At 64.1% G+C, this 13185-nt stretch carries 15 protein-coding genes; 11 read left to right on the plus strand and 4 right to left on the minus strand.

Going from position 1 to position 13185, the window contains the following annotated elements; genetic code table 11:
* Window positions 1-31: 31 nt before the first annotated feature.
* From EA798_RS06385 to EA798_RS06395, 3 genes are read left to right on the plus strand one after another with little or no spacing between them, the layout of a single operon-like run.
* Window positions 32-691 carry a Bax inhibitor-1 family protein gene (locus tag EA798_RS06385; RefSeq protein WP_122098420.1) on the plus strand — a complete coding sequence of 220 codons (660 nt, stop codon included), beginning with the start codon at window positions 32-34 and terminating at the stop codon, window positions 689-691.
* Between the two features lie 58 nt (window positions 692-749).
* A complete protein-coding gene (locus tag EA798_RS06390; RefSeq protein WP_106158168.1) occupies window positions 750-1496 on the plus strand; it encodes a TIGR00266 family protein in 747 nt (248 codons plus the stop codon).
* 59 nt (window positions 1497-1555) lie between these two features.
* Window positions 1556-1882 (plus strand): PA3694 family proteiin, encoded by a 327-nt coding sequence (locus EA798_RS06395; RefSeq protein ID WP_106158169.1) that lies wholly within the window; start codon window positions 1556-1558, stop codon window positions 1880-1882.
* A 101-nt stretch (window positions 1883-1983) separates the two neighbouring features.
* Here EA798_RS06395 and lptF read toward each other — a convergent pair whose 3' ends face one another.
* The 3 genes from lptF to EA798_RS06410 form a co-directional block, all read right to left on the minus strand.
* Window positions 1984-2766: a lipotoxin F family OmpA-related lipoprotein LptF gene (gene lptF / locus EA798_RS06400; RefSeq protein ID WP_106158170.1), complete on the minus strand. Its 783-nt coding sequence runs from the start codon at window positions 2764-2766 to the stop codon at window positions 1984-1986.
* A 46-nt stretch (window positions 2767-2812) separates the two neighbouring features.
* Window positions 2813-3205, minus strand: coding sequence for a DUF4398 domain-containing protein (locus EA798_RS06405; protein ID WP_015276413.1), 393 nt, complete (start codon window positions 3203-3205; stop codon window positions 2813-2815).
* 273 nt (window positions 3206-3478) lie between these two features.
* Complete coding sequence (locus tag EA798_RS06410) at window positions 3479-3829, minus strand: pilin assembly protein (RefSeq protein ID WP_106158171.1); 351 nt, start codon at window positions 3827-3829, stop codon at window positions 3479-3481.
* Between the two features lie 250 nt (window positions 3830-4079).
* Between EA798_RS06410 and ppc the strand changes: the two genes are divergently transcribed.
* The 7 genes from ppc to EA798_RS06445 all read left to right on the plus strand — a co-directional run bounded on the left by ppc (window position 4080) and on the right by EA798_RS06445 (window position 11320).
* On the plus strand, window positions 4080-6719 hold the full coding sequence (ppc, locus tag EA798_RS06415; protein ID WP_122098421.1) for a phosphoenolpyruvate carboxylase: 2640 nt from the start codon (window positions 4080-4082) through the stop codon (window positions 6717-6719).
* Between the two features lie 245 nt (window positions 6720-6964).
* Window positions 6965-7612: an adenylate kinase gene (gene adk / locus EA798_RS06420; protein ID WP_122098422.1), complete on the plus strand. Its 648-nt coding sequence runs from the start codon at window positions 6965-6967 to the stop codon at window positions 7610-7612.
* Between the two features lie 143 nt (window positions 7613-7755).
* Complete coding sequence (gene tsaB, locus EA798_RS06425) at window positions 7756-8433, plus strand: tRNA (adenosine(37)-N6)-threonylcarbamoyltransferase complex dimerization subunit type 1 TsaB (protein WP_122098423.1); 678 nt, start codon at window positions 7756-7758, stop codon at window positions 8431-8433.
* Window positions 8434-8497: 64 nt separating this feature from the next.
* Window positions 8498-8842 carry a hypothetical protein gene (locus tag EA798_RS06430; protein ID WP_106158175.1) on the plus strand — a complete coding sequence of 115 codons (345 nt, stop codon included), beginning with the start codon at window positions 8498-8500 and terminating at the stop codon, window positions 8840-8842.
* A gap of 74 nt (window positions 8843-8916) precedes the next feature.
* Window positions 8917-9714: a DUF72 domain-containing protein gene (locus EA798_RS06435; protein WP_122098670.1), complete on the plus strand. Its 798-nt coding sequence runs from the start codon at window positions 8917-8919 to the stop codon at window positions 9712-9714.
* A 73-nt stretch (window positions 9715-9787) separates the two neighbouring features.
* Window positions 9788-10480: an extensin-like domain-containing protein gene (locus EA798_RS06440; RefSeq protein WP_106158176.1), complete on the plus strand. Its 693-nt coding sequence runs from the start codon at window positions 9788-9790 to the stop codon at window positions 10478-10480.
* A gap of 63 nt (window positions 10481-10543) precedes the next feature.
* On the plus strand, window positions 10544-11320 hold the full coding sequence (locus EA798_RS06445; protein ID WP_122098424.1) for a class I SAM-dependent methyltransferase: 777 nt from the start codon (window positions 10544-10546) through the stop codon (window positions 11318-11320).
* 32 nt (window positions 11321-11352) lie between these two features.
* Here the strand turns inward: EA798_RS06445 and EA798_RS06450 are convergent, their stop codons facing one another.
* Window positions 11353-11988 (minus strand): TetR/AcrR family transcriptional regulator, encoded by a 636-nt coding sequence (locus EA798_RS06450; protein WP_122098425.1) that lies wholly within the window; start codon window positions 11986-11988, stop codon window positions 11353-11355.
* Window positions 11989-12081: 93 nt separating this feature from the next.
* Here EA798_RS06450 and EA798_RS06455 point away from each other — a divergent pair, with 93 nt between their 5' ends.
* On the plus strand, window positions 12082-13182 hold the full coding sequence (locus EA798_RS06455) for an efflux RND transporter periplasmic adaptor subunit (RefSeq protein ID WP_122098426.1): 1101 nt from the start codon (window positions 12082-12084) through the stop codon (window positions 13180-13182).
* Window positions 13183-13185: the final 3 nt, after the last annotated feature.

Below are 13185 nucleotides of genomic sequence, written 5' to 3' on the forward strand. Positions count from 1 at the left end.
GGATATACCTCACGCAAGGAAGCGTAACGACATGCAAAACCCCGTCTTTGCCCGCCGGTCCAGCCCGCTGGACCGCACCCTTTCGGCTGGCGCCTACAACCTCGTCATCGGCCTGACCCTCTGCTGGGGGTTCTGGATCAACTGGTGGATGGTGGGCAACATCCCGGTCGAGTCCATTCGCAGCATCCATCCCTGGTTGTTCATTGGCGGCTACTTTGCCAGCTGCCTGACCGGTGCCTGGCTGTTCCACAGCTCTGACAAGCCCTGGGTGAGCTTTCTCGGCTACAACCTGGTGGTGGTGCCGTTCGGGCTGATCGTCAACCTGGTGGTCAGCCGCTACGACAGCGCGCTGGTGTACGAGGCGATCCGCATCACCGCGCTGGTAACCCTTGGCATGATGCTGCTCGGCACGCTGTTTCCGCGCTTTTTCGCCAGCATCGCCAGCGCACTGACGATCGCGTTGCTGCTGGTGATCGTCGTCGAGCTGGTCGAGGTGTTCATCCTCGGCATCCACCACGGCGTGATCGACTGGATCGTGGTGCTGATCTTCTGCGGCTATGTCGGCGTCGACTGGGGTAGGGCGAACCAGATACCGAAGACGCTGGACAACGCCATCGACAGCGCCGCGGCGCTCTATATGGACATCATCAACCTGTTCCTGCGTATCCTGCGCATTCTCGGGCGCAAGTAGGCGAGGGCAGGCCAAGGCCGCTCTCGCTGTGCCGCAATCACAGGATCAGGAGCTCGCCGTGGCCAGTCACGAACTCGAATACGAAATCCTCGGGCAGTCCGCGCAGAGCGTGGAAATCATCCTCGATCCCGGCGAGACGGTGATCGCCGAGGCCGGCGCAATGAACTACATGACCGATGGCGTGCGCTTCGAAGCACGCATGGGCGATGGCTCGGCCAGCGGCGTACTGGGCAAGCTGTGGGGCATGGGCAAGCGGATGATCACCGGTGAGTCGCTGTTTCTCACGCACTTCACCAATCAGGGCAAGGGCCGGGCACGGGTCGCCTTTGCCGCGCCGTATCCCGGTACGGTGGTGCCGGTGGACCTTGCGGCGCTCGGTGGACAATTGATCTGCCAGAAGGATGCCTTTCTCTGCGCAGCTTATGGCACGCGCATCGGCATCAGCTTCAGCAAGCGTATCGGTGCCGGCTTCTTCGGTGGCGAGGGCTTCATTCTGCAGCGCCTGGATGGCGACGGGCTGGCCTTCGTTCACGCCGGCGGTACGGTGATCCGCAAGGAACTGCGCAACGAAACCCTGCGCCTGGACACAGGCTGCCTGGTCGCCTTCACCCCCGGTATTGATTACGACATCCAGCTGGCCGGCGGTCTGCGCAGCATGCTGTTCGGTGGCGAGGGGCTGCTGCTGACTACGCTCAAGGGCACCGGTAGTGTCTGGATTCAGAGCCTGCCGTTCTCGCGCCTGGCCGAGCGGGTCTACGAGGCCACCTATCAGGCGCGTGGCGAAACCCGTGCCGGCGGCAAATGAGCTGACGCCGGAGCACTCGAATTTGCCACAATGCGCGCTTTGGCTCGCTGAGATCGTCCATGTCCGAACGCAATCCCATTCCGCTGATCCTTACCGCCATCGGCAGCGTGGTCGGCACCGTCGCCGTGCTGACCTACTACGGTTACGTGCATATCGCCAAGCCTGAAGACGCGCTGCTCTTGGCTGACTACACCATGCTCAAGACCGTTCCCGGCGAAGACTACCGGGTATCGCTGAAGCCGGCCTCGCAGGTGGCGCAGTGCATCGATGGCGTGCTGGTGCTGTTCGATACCGAGCAGAAGGGCTTGACTGGTGTGCTGGTGGACAACAAGAAACGCGCGGTGCGCTGCATGGAACAACAGGTCCCGGCGGGCCTGCTGCGCTGAGTGGCCGGGTGCGCTGCAAGCGACCCCGCAACCTGAAACGAAAACGCTCCCGACGCGATTGATGGCGTCGGGAGCGTTCGTTCAGCCTGTGATGTGCTGAATCAGCGCATCGACGAGCGAGGCGCCACCGGCTTGTTGTCGTCGGAGATCGTCACTTCCACGCGACGATTCATGGCACGGCCGGCCGAGTCGCTGTTGCTTGCTACCGGGTATTCCTTGCCATAGCCCTGCGACACGATGCGCTGCGGGTCGACGCCCATTTTCACCAGCGCGGCGCGCACCGAGTTGGCACGGCGTTCCGACAGGCGCTGATTGTATTCAGCGGAACCGGTGCTGTCGGTGTAGCCCTCGACGATCACCTTGCGCTCGGGGTTGTCGTTGAGGAAATCAGCCAGTTTCTGCACGCTGCGCATGCCGCCGGGCTTGAGCTCGGCGCGGTCCAGATCGAACAGCACGTCACCGAAGGTCACCAGCGTGCCGCGCTCGGTCTGCTTGGCCTGCATGTCTTCCTGCAGCTTGCGGATCTGTGCATCGCGAGCTTCCAGACGCGCTTCGGCACGCTGTGCCGAGGCCTTGCCCAGATTCTCTTCGGCAGCACGCAAAGCGATCGTCTGCTCGGCGAGTTCGATGCGGCGTTTGGTCAGGTAGGCCAGCTGATCGACCGTCTCCTTGTCGGCATCATTGAGATAGGCCTTGTTCGCCTTGTCCAGCATGTTGCTGGCGTCCTGGGTTTCCAGGGCGGCGACCTTGCTGGCGCGCGAGTCGCTTTGCAGCGAGGTGAAACTGCTGCGGGCTTCTTCCAGATTCTCGTTGGGCTGGCTGGCGCAGGCCACCAGGCCGATGCTCAGGGCCAACATGGTAGGTAGAGTTACGAGCTTGTGCATGACGAGTTCATCCTATGGCTATAAATGGAATGGCGGCTTGGTGGAATCAGCGAACGTTGCGCATGCCTTCTTCGCGTAGTTCCTGGATTCCCTGCTGCGCGTCGTCGACGGCTTTCTGAGCCTTGGCCGCTTCGGCCTTGCGCTCGGCGACACGGGCATCCCATTCGGCCTGTTCGGCCAGCTTGCGGGCTTCTTCGTAGTTTTCCTTCTGCATGGCCATTTCGGCCTGCTTCCATTTTTCCTGCGCGGCGCGCATTTCGACGGCTGCGTACTCGGGGCCGCCTGCACTCACGGCGCTGCGTACCGCTGATTCAGTCACGGCGAACTGCTCGGTCGGCGGGTTGCCTGCACACGCCGTTAGCAGCAGGCCACCAAGTGCAATGGCTGCCAGCTTGGGTAGCTGAAATCTCGAAGCGTGGGTTGCGACAGCTTTGTTCATGGTCAGTCTCCAGTTCGAATGGCATACGGATAGCTACCGTCCCTGGCTGGGCAGTGCTGATTAGGTCACTACCGATGTCGGGACATATTTTTGTGAGGCCTGGCAGCGCTAATCGTTCAGTCCAAATTGCCGCGCTAGAGCGGCTGTCACGAGGAACGTCCTCTCGGATGAGCAAGCGAGGACCTGCCGTACGGGTGGCTGGGACTGGTTACGCGGAGGGGGAGGCCTGGCGCCCAGGTAGGGCGCCGGCGCGGCAAGGCGGTGTTGTGCCGCTCAGCTGGACGGCGCGGTCGATGCCTCTTCGTCGAGCATGCGCTTGAGGTGCTTGCGCGAAAGCTCGAGGAAACGGGGAGTGGGACCGACGTCTTCGTACACCGGATCACCCTGCTCGTCAGTGGCGATCACCTGCGTGCCACGCACATAGGGCAGACTGGTCTCAACGGCTTCAAGCGCCGCGCCGACCAGTTCGCCAAGCAGCGCCTCGGTGCTGCGCTTGGGGTACATCTCGGCGAGCGCAGCAAGTCGCGCCGCGCTTTCGACGTCCAGCGGAATGCTGTACGTGGTCTGGCTCATGTGGCCTTTGGCGTCCCGTTCCCAATGGCTGACAAGCTCGGAAATTCTCATGATTACTCCTTTGCCCGCGCTTACGAGCGGTAATGACGTGTAGCTTTCATGCCACTGCCCAACGATGCCGGCATTGACGTCTTGTCATGGCCCGGCGTGGTGGGCACTCTGGTTGGAGATATTTTCAGCGTAGCCGTTCAGGATCGTTTTCCCAGCGGAGCGTCTGATGCAGTGCGGCGCACCGGTCGCACAATTCGGGCGAGGCTCGCGAAACTCATTTGGCCGTATTGGCGGGAGGAGCAAGAAGGTCATGGCGAAAATCATCGATGCACGTCTGCGCGACAACGTACACCTGCTCGGCGAACTGCTCGGCAACACCATCCGTGCGCAGCACGGCGACCAGTTCTTCGACAAGATCGAACGCATCCGCAAGGGCGCCAAGGCGGCACGCAAAGGGTCGGCCGACGGAGCCAGGCTGCTGGCCGAAACGCTGGACAGCCTGGATGAGAACGAGCTGTTGCCGATGACTCGGGCCTTCAACCAGTTCCTCAATCTGGCCAATATCGCCGAGCAGTACCATCAGGTGCGCCGGCGCGCCGCAGGCGAGCCGGCGCCGTTCGAGATCGGGGTGTTCGCCGATCTCATCGAGCGTCTCAAGGCGGCCGGGCACGACAACGAGTTCATCGCGCGGCAGGTCAGCCGCCTGGAAATCGAACTTGTGCTCACGGCGCATCCCACCGAGGTATCGCGCCGCACGCTGATCCAGAAATATGACGCGATCGCCGAGCAACTCGCGGCGCGCGACCATACCGACCTCTCCGAGGACGAGCAGGCGAAGATCGCCTTGCAGTTGCAGCGCCTGATCGCCGAGGTCTGGCACACCGAGGAAATTCGCCGCAACCGGCCGACACCGGTGGAAGAAGCCCGTTGGGGCTTCGCCGCGATAGAAAATTCGTTGTGGAAGGCCATACCCAATGTGTTGCGCCAGACCGATGCGACCCTCAGGCGCTCGACGGGGCTGCATCTACCGCTGGAGGCGGCGCCGATCCGCTTTGCTTCCTGGATGGGCGGCGACCGCGATGGCAACCCGAACGTGACCGCAATGGTGTCTCGCGAGGTGCTGCTGACGGCTCGCTGGATGGCTGCCGACCTGTACCTGCGCGAGATCGAAGGGCTGATCACCGCGTTGTCCATGCGCGAAGCCAGCGAAGAGCTGCTGCGCCAGAGCGGCGATTCGGCCGAGCCCTATCGGGTACTGCTCAAGCCCTTGCGGCAACGCTTGCGCGCGACCCGCGAATGGGCGCGGGCAGCCATCGAACATGGTCAGCCCGCACCGATCGAGGTGCTGCAGGATTGCGCGGAGCTGCGCCGGCCGCTGGAGCTCTGCTACCGCTCGCTGCATGCCTGTGGCATGGGCATGATCGCCGATGGCGCACTGCTCGACTGTCTGCGGCGCCTGGCCGTGTTCGGGCTGTTCCTGGTGCGCCTCGACATCCGTCAGGACGCCGCTCGCCATGCCGCCGCGCTCTCCGAGATCACCGATTACCTCGGCCTCGGCGATTATCAGCAGTGGGATGAGCAGAAGCGCCTGGACTGGCTTCAGCATGAGCTGAGCAATCGCCGGCCGCTGCTGCCGGCCCACTATCACCCGTCTGCCGATACTGCGGAGGTGCTGGCCACCTGTGCAGTGATCGCCGAAGCACCCGCGGCCTCGCTGGGTTCCTATGTCATCTCCATGGCGCATGCGGCCTCCGACGTGCTCGCCGTGCAGCTGTTGCTCAAGGAAGCCGGCTTGCAGCGGCCAATGCGTGTGGTGCCGCTGTTCGAAACCCTGGATGACCTGAACAATGCCGCGCCGATCATCGACCGTCTGCTTGCCTTGCCGGGGTATCGCCAGCGCCTGCACGGTCCACAGGAGGTGATGATCGGCTACTCGGACTCAGCGAAGGACGCCGGCACCACGGCGGCCGCCTGGGCCCAATACCGTGCACAGGAACAACTGGTGGAGGTCTGCCGGGGGCATGATGTCGAACTGCTGCTGTTCCATGGCCGCGGCGGCACCGTGGGGCGCGGCGGTGGTCCGGCGCATGCGGCAATCCTTTCGCAGCCGCCGGGTTCGGTGGCCGGCCGTTTCCGCACCACCGAACAGGGCGAGATGATCCGCTTCAAGTTCGGCCTGCCGGATATCGCCGAGCAGAACCTCAACCTCTATCTCGCGGCAGTGCTCGAAGCGACGCTGCTGCCTCCACCGATGCCCGAACCTGGCTGGCGCGAAACCATGGATCGCCTTGCCGCCGAAGGTGTGGCGGCCTATCGGGGCGTGGTGCGCGAGCATCCACTGTTCGTCGACTATTTTCGCCAGGCGACACCTGAGCTCGAACTCGGACGCCTGCCGTTGGGCAGTCGGCCGTCCAAACGCCGGGAAGGCGGGGTGGAAAGCTTGCGGGCAATTCCGTGGATCTTCGCCTGGACGCAGACGCGGCTGATGCTGCCCGCCTGGCTGGGTTGGGAACAGGCATTGCACAACGCGTTGCAGCGCGGAGAGGGCGATTGTCTGGCGGAGATGCGCGCGCGCTGGCCGTTCTTCACCACCCGCATCGACATGCTGGAGATGGTGCTGGCCAAGGCCGATGCCGATATCGCACGGCGTTACGATGAGCGTCTGGTGCAGCCGGAACTGCTTTCGCTCGGTAGCGATCTGCGTGACCGATTGTCGCAGGTGGTCGGTGCCGTACTCCGCGTGACCGGCCAGGTCGATCTGCTCGACCATAGCCCGAAGACCCAGGAGGCGTTCAGCCTGCGCAATACCTACCTCGATCCGTTGCACCTGCTGCAGATCGAACTGCTGGCCCGTTCCCGGCAGCAGCAAAACCCGGCAGAAAGCCCGCTCGAGCAGGCCCTGTTGGTCAGCGTGGCGGGCATCGCGGCAGGTTTGCGTAATACCGGCTGAGGTTGCGTAGCGCACTGCTCGGCGGCGTCAGCGGGCGCCGCCGTTGGCTGCCAGTTGCGTCGAATCGCGACATTTATGCGGTTCGATAGAGCTTTTCGGGACGGCTTGTGCGGTCTCGGTGCGCTGTGTATCGTGTTCAACCTTTTGTCGCATGGCGGCAAACCAGAATTTTTGATTCGCCAGCGATGAGCCACTGCGGCCCGCTGGCAGGGTCACCCCCCTTCTAAGAAACTCGAGGACTCATCATGCGTGTGATTCTGCTGGGAGCGCCCGGTGCCGGAAAAGGTACTCAGGCTGGCTTCATTACCAAAAAATTCGGTATTCCGCAGATCTCCACGGGCGACATGCTGCGTGCAGCCGTCAAGGCCGGCACCGAGCTGGGTCTGAAAGCCAAGAGCGTGATGGATGCCGGCGGCCTGGTTTCCGATGATCTGATCATCAACCTGGTCAAGGAGCGCATCGCTCAGCCAGATTGCGCCAACGGCTTCCTGTTCGACGGCTTCCCACGCACCATTCCGCAGGCCGAAGCGCTGAAGGAAGCCGGCGTACGCATCGACAACGTCATCGAGATCGCCGTGGACGACGAGGAGATCGTCGGTCGTATTGCCGGCCGTCGTGTGCACCCGGCCTCCGGTCGCGTCTACCACACCGAGCACAACCCGCCGAAGGTTGCCGGTAAGGACGACGAAACCGGCGAGGAGCTGATCCAGCGCGATGACGACAAGGAAGAGACCGTGCGTCATCGCCTGTCGGTCTACCATGCGCAGACCAAGCCGCTGGTGGACTTCTACCAGAGCCTGGCCGCTGCCGAGGGCACGCCGAAGTACAGCCGTATCGAGGGTGTCGGTTCGGTAGACGAGATCACCGCCAAGGTGTTCGCCGCGCTGAGCTGATCGAACCCGCGCTGCGCGGATCGATGAAAATGCCCGTATCCGACGATACGGGCATTTTTTTGCCCGAAGCTCAGGGCGACGAGAAAAGAACCGGCTCCGAGAATGCGTTAGAATCTGCGCCTTTTACCGATCGGACCAACGCGATGACCACTCTGCTGGCCCTGGATACCGCCACCGAAGCCTGCTCAGTCGCTCTGCTGCATGACGGCAAGGTGCTGAGCCACTACGAGGTGATTCCACGCCTGCATGCCCAGCGGCTGCTGCCGATGGTGCAGACGCTGCTCGGTGAGGCCGGCGTTGCACTGTCCGCGGTGGATGCCATCGCCTTCGGTCGGGGCCCGGGTGCGTTCACCGGTGTGCGAATCGCCATCGGTGTGGTCCAGGGGCTGGCGTTCGCGCTGCAACGGCCGGTGCTGCCGGTTTCGACCCTGGCCACCATTGCCCAGCGGGCCTGGCGTGAACATGGCGCGGCGCAGGTTGCCGCCGCCATCGACGCGCGGATGGACGAGGTCTACTGGGGCTGCTATCGCGAGCACGGCGGTGAGATGCAGCTCGTCGGTAGCGAGGCCGTGCTGCCGCCCGAGCAGGCCGTTCTGCCGCGCGCTGCCGGCGGCGACTGGTTCGGTGCTGGCACCGGCTGGGGCTATGCCGAGCGGATTCCGGCAGCTGTACGAGCAAGCGACGCAGGCATGTTGCCGCACGCCGAAGACCTCCTGCATCTGGCGGCCTTCGCCTGGCAGCGCGGCGAGGCGCTGGACGCCGATCAGGCCCAGCCGGTGTATCTGCGCGACAACGTCGCAACGCCCAAAGGGATCAAATGACGAGGGGCGTTGCCAAACTCCTGGCTGCCCGTTAGAGTCGCCGGGCCTCTGATCGAGTCGAATGATGCGCGTCGAAAGCTCCTTTCCTGTTCCCTATTCAACGGATCGTTCTGCCCGTACCGGCAGGGCGGCGGACAGCTATGGGGAAACGCAGCGGGCGGCGCAGGCGCAGCGCGGGGTCGACAGCCGCTCCGGGCAGGATTATCAGCCTCAGGCTGATCGTCCGCAGCAGCGGGTCAATTCCAGCGCTCTGGTCGAGCGCTACGCCGCATTCCGCTATGACGAGCCACAGCCGGAGCGCCCATTGTCCAGCCGCGTGGCTCAGGCGCTGGCCAGCTACACCAGTACGGCGAATTTCCGTGTCGATTTCGACGGCACCGAAGTGCTCGGACTCGACCTGTACGCCTGAGGCGGTTCGATCTGCCAGCGCTTCCCTATTACCTCGGTTGTCCCTCCTGGAACGAGAGTGCCTGGTTGGGTGGCCTGTATCCGACGGGTACGCCCGCTTCCGATTTCCTCGCCAGCTACTGTTCGGTCTTCAACTCGGTCGAGGGCAACACCACGCTCTATGCCTGGCCTTCTGAGGAGAAGGTCAGGCGCTGGGCCAGCCAGATGCCAGAAGGCTTTCGCTTCTGCGCCAAGTTTCCCCGCGAAATCAGTCAGGCCAGCGATCTGCACGCGGCGCTGGAGCAAGCGCACGCCTTCCGGCAGCTGTTGCTGCCATTGGGGCGGCGAGTGACGCCCTTCTGGTTGCAGTTGCCGGCCAGCGTGGGGCCTTCGCGGTTAAGCGAACTTGCCGCATTCATCGATGGTTTCGTCAGGCCGTTGGCAATCGAGGTGCGGCACCCGGCGTTCTTCGACAAGGGCGAGGGCGAACGTGCATTGAATCGACTGCTGCGTGATCGCGGTGTCGAGCGCATCTGTATCGATACCCGTGCGCTGTTCAGTTGCCAGTCCCGCGACCTGGCGGTGTTGCATGCGCAAAGCAAGAAGCCGCGGTTGCCGGTGCGCCCGGTAGCATTCAGCGACTTCCCGCAGTTGCGCTTCGTCGGTCACCCGGAGCTGGAGGCGAACGACGCATTCATGGCGCCCTGGCTGGACAAGGTGGCTGGCTGGATCGAGGCGGGCAAGGCGCCGCATGTCTATCTGCATACCCCTGACAATCACCGCGCACCCGAACTGGCGATGCGTTTTCACCGGTTGCTGAGCGAGCGCTTGCCCGGCCTGCCGGCCCTGCCTTCGCTGCAGGTCGCGCCGCAACTGTCCTTGCTCGCCGATTGAGTCAACTCTGCGGCTCGACCACTTTTGTAAAACAATGCCCCCAACTTCGCGCGCCTGGCGTTGCCCATAAGGAATGACATCTGGCCGCTTTCTTCTGCTCCTCCTGCTGCTGCTGGCGGGCTTCGTGCTCGCGGTCCGGCAGCAGCTGATCGAGATTCCGCCGCGCTGGAATCCGTGGGCACCGCTGGACATTCGTGAGCCGCCAAATCTGCTGACGCCGCTCAAACTTCGCCGGCTGCAGCAGGATCGAACGCTCTGCGAACAGGCGCTTGGCACGGCGCCGCTGCGCTATGTCGTCGTGCCGGACAGCACGCCGGAACCGGGCTGTCCGGTGGAGAACAGCGTCCGGGTCCAGGGTTCGGACGTGCGCTTCAACGGACCGTTTCTCGCCACCTGCCCGCTGGCGGCGGCTTATGCCATGTTCGAGTTGCACGGTCTGCAACCGGCCGCGCAGGCGGTGTTCGGCCAGCCCGTGGTGCGCATCGATCACTTCGGCAGCTTTGCCTGTCGCAACATCGCGCGCAGCAATCGCCGCAGCCAGCACGCCAGCGCCAACGCCCTGGATATGGCGGGCTTTCACCTGAAGGATGGCACCCGTATTACCGTGGCGAGGGACTGGCAGGGCGACGGCGACAAGGCGCGTTTTCTGCGCCAGGTGCGCGATGCGGCCTGCAAGGCGTTCAACGTGACGCTGGGGCCTGAGTACAACACGGCGCATCATGATCATTTTCATGTGGATATGGGCGGTTTCGGCATGTGCCGCTGACGCCTCGGGCGCAGCCGGGAATGCTCTGGCACAATGCGCCGTTTTAATCGTTGCTGGTGTCCCATGTCTGCAAGCAATCCTCTGGTTCGGGTCGAGCCGCTCGCTGCGCAATTTGCCGCCGCAGCCCACGATTGGGCGCTGCGCCTGGGTTTGCCGCAAGAGCTGGATGGGGCCGAATTCGCCCTGCAGATAGGAGAAGGCGGCTTGCAGCTGCTGATGCTCGAGGCGCAGGCGCCGGGGCCGGTACGGGTGGACTTCGTCGAGGGCGCAGCGGCACACCGGCGTCAGTTCGGCGGCGGCAGCGGGCAGATGATCGCCAAGGCGGTGGGTATCCAGCCCGGCGTCCGACCGCGGGTGCTGGATGCCACCGCCGGCCTCGGACGCGACGCCTTCGTGCTGGCCACGCTGGGCTGCGAGGTCAGCCTGATCGAGCGCCAGCCATTGATTGCCGCGCTGCTGGAAGATGGCCTGAGTCGCGCGGCTGTGGACGCCGAGGTTGGCGCGATCGCCGCGCGGATGACTCTGCTCAGGGGCAATGCCATCGAGTTGATGAAGCAGTGGCAGGGCGAGGCTCCGCAGGTGATCTACCTCGATCCGATGTTTCCCCATCGCGACAAGAGTGCGCTGGTGAAGAAGGAGATGCGCCTGTTCCGGCCCTTCGTTGGCGACGATATGGATGCCCCGGCACTGCTGGCCGCGGCGCTGGAGTTGGCCAGCCATCGGGTGGTGGTCAAGCGTCCGCGCAAGGCGCCGGCAATCGAAGGCGCCAAGCCCGGCTACAGCCTGGACGGCAAATCCAGCCGCTACGACATCTATCCGAAAAAGAAGCTGCAGGGCTGACTCACCAGTCTGCAACCTCTCGCTTGCTCAGGTCAGCGGCGATAGGCGCGCAGAAATACGCTCACCGCATCCCGTACGTGCAGGTTGCCTTCCTCACCGGTGGGCGCCTCGGCGTAGCCGACCAGCAGGCGGAAGTGCTGGGCACCCTTGATGAGCGAGCAGAAATGCTCGGCGGCCCGCAATGGGTCGTCGATTTGCAGCAGGCCCAGCGCGTCGGCCCTGGTGAACAGCTGTTGCAGGTCGCACAGCAGCTGCTGCGGGCCGGCATCGAAGAACATCTTTACCAGCCCCGGATTCTGCGTCGCCATTGCCACCATCACCCGATGCAGGCCGATGGATTCAGGGCTGTTGACCAGTTCATTGAAGGCGCTGCCAATCGCCAGCAGCACCGTCTCGATATCGCAGTCCGCGTCCACCTGAAACAGCCGCCTCGGCAGGCGCGTCTCGCAGGTGGTCTTCACGGCTGCGCTGAACAGCGCTTCCTTGTCCTTGAAATGGCTGTACAGCGTGAGCTTGGAAACGCCGGCTTCGGCGGCGATGGCCTCCATGCTGCTGCCTTCGTAGCCGTTGCCGAGGAACAGCACCTGCGCGGCAGTGAGGATCGCCTCGCGCTTGGCGGGGTCCTTCGGGCGACCGGGGCCGGGCGATATGGACTGGATTTCTGTCATGGGCGTTTTAATAGTGGACTGGCTGGTACGGTATTTTTACTATACCGCTCAGTATAAGTATTCCAATCCGCTTCGCGACAGAGAGACTTCATCGTGTTCCGACATGCCTTGTCCCTTGCCTCTATGTTCGGTTGTGCACTTGTTCTGGTCGCCTGCGGCAACGGCGAACCGCCACAGCAGCTGCCGCGGCCGGTCATGGTGGTGCAGCCGCAGCCGGCCAGCGAAGCGCGCGAGAGCTATCCTGGCGAAGTGCACGCGCGCTACGAGCCTGAGCTGGCCTTCCGCATCGGCGGCAAGGTCGTCGAGCGCCTGGTCGAAGCGGGCGACCGCGTACGCAAGGATCAGCCCCTGGCACGCCTCGATCCGCAGGATGTGCGGCTGCAGCTGGATGGCATGCGCGCGCAGGTGGCGGCAGCGGAAGCCAATCTGCGCGTGGCCAAGGCCGAACACGACCGCTACAAGGCGCTGCTCGGCCGCCAACTGGTCAGTCAGTCGCAGTTCGACAATGCCGATAACGCCTACCGCGCCGCCACGGCCCGTCTGCAGCAGGCGCGGGCCGAATTCGATGTGGCCAGCAACCAGGTCGATTACGCCGTGCTGCGCGCTACCAGTGATGGTCTGATTGCGCAGCGCCGCATCGAGGTAGGGCAGGTGGTCGCCGCCGGGCAGACCGCCTTCGTGTTGGCTGCAGATGGCGAGCGCGAGGTCGCCATCAATCTGCCGGAGCAGTCGCTGGAGCGCTACCGGGTTGGCCAGGACGTCGAGGTCGAGCTGTGGTCGCAGCCGGGGCGCCATTATCTGGGCAAGATCCGCGAACTCTCGCCTGCCGCCGATGCGCAATCGCGGACCTATTCCGCCCGCGTCGCCTTCAGCGAGCAGGAAGTGCCGGCCGAGCTTGGCCAGAGCGCGCTGGTCAGCATTCGTCGTGATGGCGAGGTGGCGCTGGCGGTGCCGCTCTCGGCGCTGAGTGCAGAGCAGGGCAGGGCGCATGTCTGGCGGCTGAAGGCTGATTCCACCGTGGAGCGGGTGGAAGTTCGGACCGGTCCGTTCGGTGAGCAGCTGGTGCCAGTGCTCGAGGGGCTGGAGGCTGACGACTGGGTCGTGCTGGCCGGGGTGCAGATGCTCAGCGATAACCAGCCGGTGCGTCCGGTGGATCGCCACAACCGCCCCGTCGAGCTGGCTGCCCAGGAGTAATCG

Origin of the sequence: Pseudomonas songnenensis (genome assembly GCF_003696315.1) — a bacterium.
Lineage (GTDB): Bacteria > Pseudomonadota > Gammaproteobacteria > Pseudomonadales > Pseudomonadaceae > Stutzerimonas > Stutzerimonas songnenensis.

Bases quoted from the DNA above. Each gene is read 5' to 3' on its own strand.
- tsaB (WP_122098423.1), top strand. From the start codon at position 7,756: ATGACCACTCTGCTGGCCCTGGATACCGCCACCGAAGCCTGCTCAGTC.
- EA798_RS06445 (WP_122098424.1), top strand. From the start codon at position 10,544: ATGTCTGCAAGCAATCCTCTGGTTCGGGTCGAGCCGCTCGCTGCGCAA.
- EA798_RS06450 (WP_122098425.1), bottom strand. From the start codon at position 11,988: ATGACAGAAATCCAGTCCATATCGCCCGGCCCCGGTCGCCCGAAGGAC.
- EA798_RS06410 (WP_106158171.1), bottom strand. From the start codon at position 3,829: ATGAGAATTTCCGAGCTTGTCAGCCATTGGGAACGGGACGCCAAAGGC.
- adk (WP_122098422.1), top strand. From the start codon at position 6,965: ATGCGTGTGATTCTGCTGGGAGCGCCCGGTGCCGGAAAAGGTACTCAG.
- EA798_RS06430 (WP_106158175.1), top strand. From the start codon at position 8,498: ATGCGCGTCGAAAGCTCCTTTCCTGTTCCCTATTCAACGGATCGTTCT.
- lptF (WP_106158170.1), bottom strand. From the start codon at position 2,766: ATGCACAAGCTCGTAACTCTACCTACCATGTTGGCCCTGAGCATCGGC.
- EA798_RS06395 (WP_106158169.1), top strand. From the start codon at position 1,556: ATGTCCGAACGCAATCCCATTCCGCTGATCCTTACCGCCATCGGCAGC.
- EA798_RS06385 (WP_122098420.1), top strand. From the start codon at position 32: ATGCAAAACCCCGTCTTTGCCCGCCGGTCCAGCCCGCTGGACCGCACC.
- ppc (WP_122098421.1), top strand. From the start codon at position 4,080: ATGGCGAAAATCATCGATGCACGTCTGCGCGACAACGTACACCTGCTC.
- EA798_RS06440 (WP_106158176.1), top strand. From the start codon at position 9,788: ATGACATCTGGCCGCTTTCTTCTGCTCCTCCTGCTGCTGCTGGCGGGC.
- EA798_RS06405 (WP_015276413.1), bottom strand. From the start codon at position 3,205: ATGAACAAAGCTGTCGCAACCCACGCTTCGAGATTTCAGCTACCCAAG.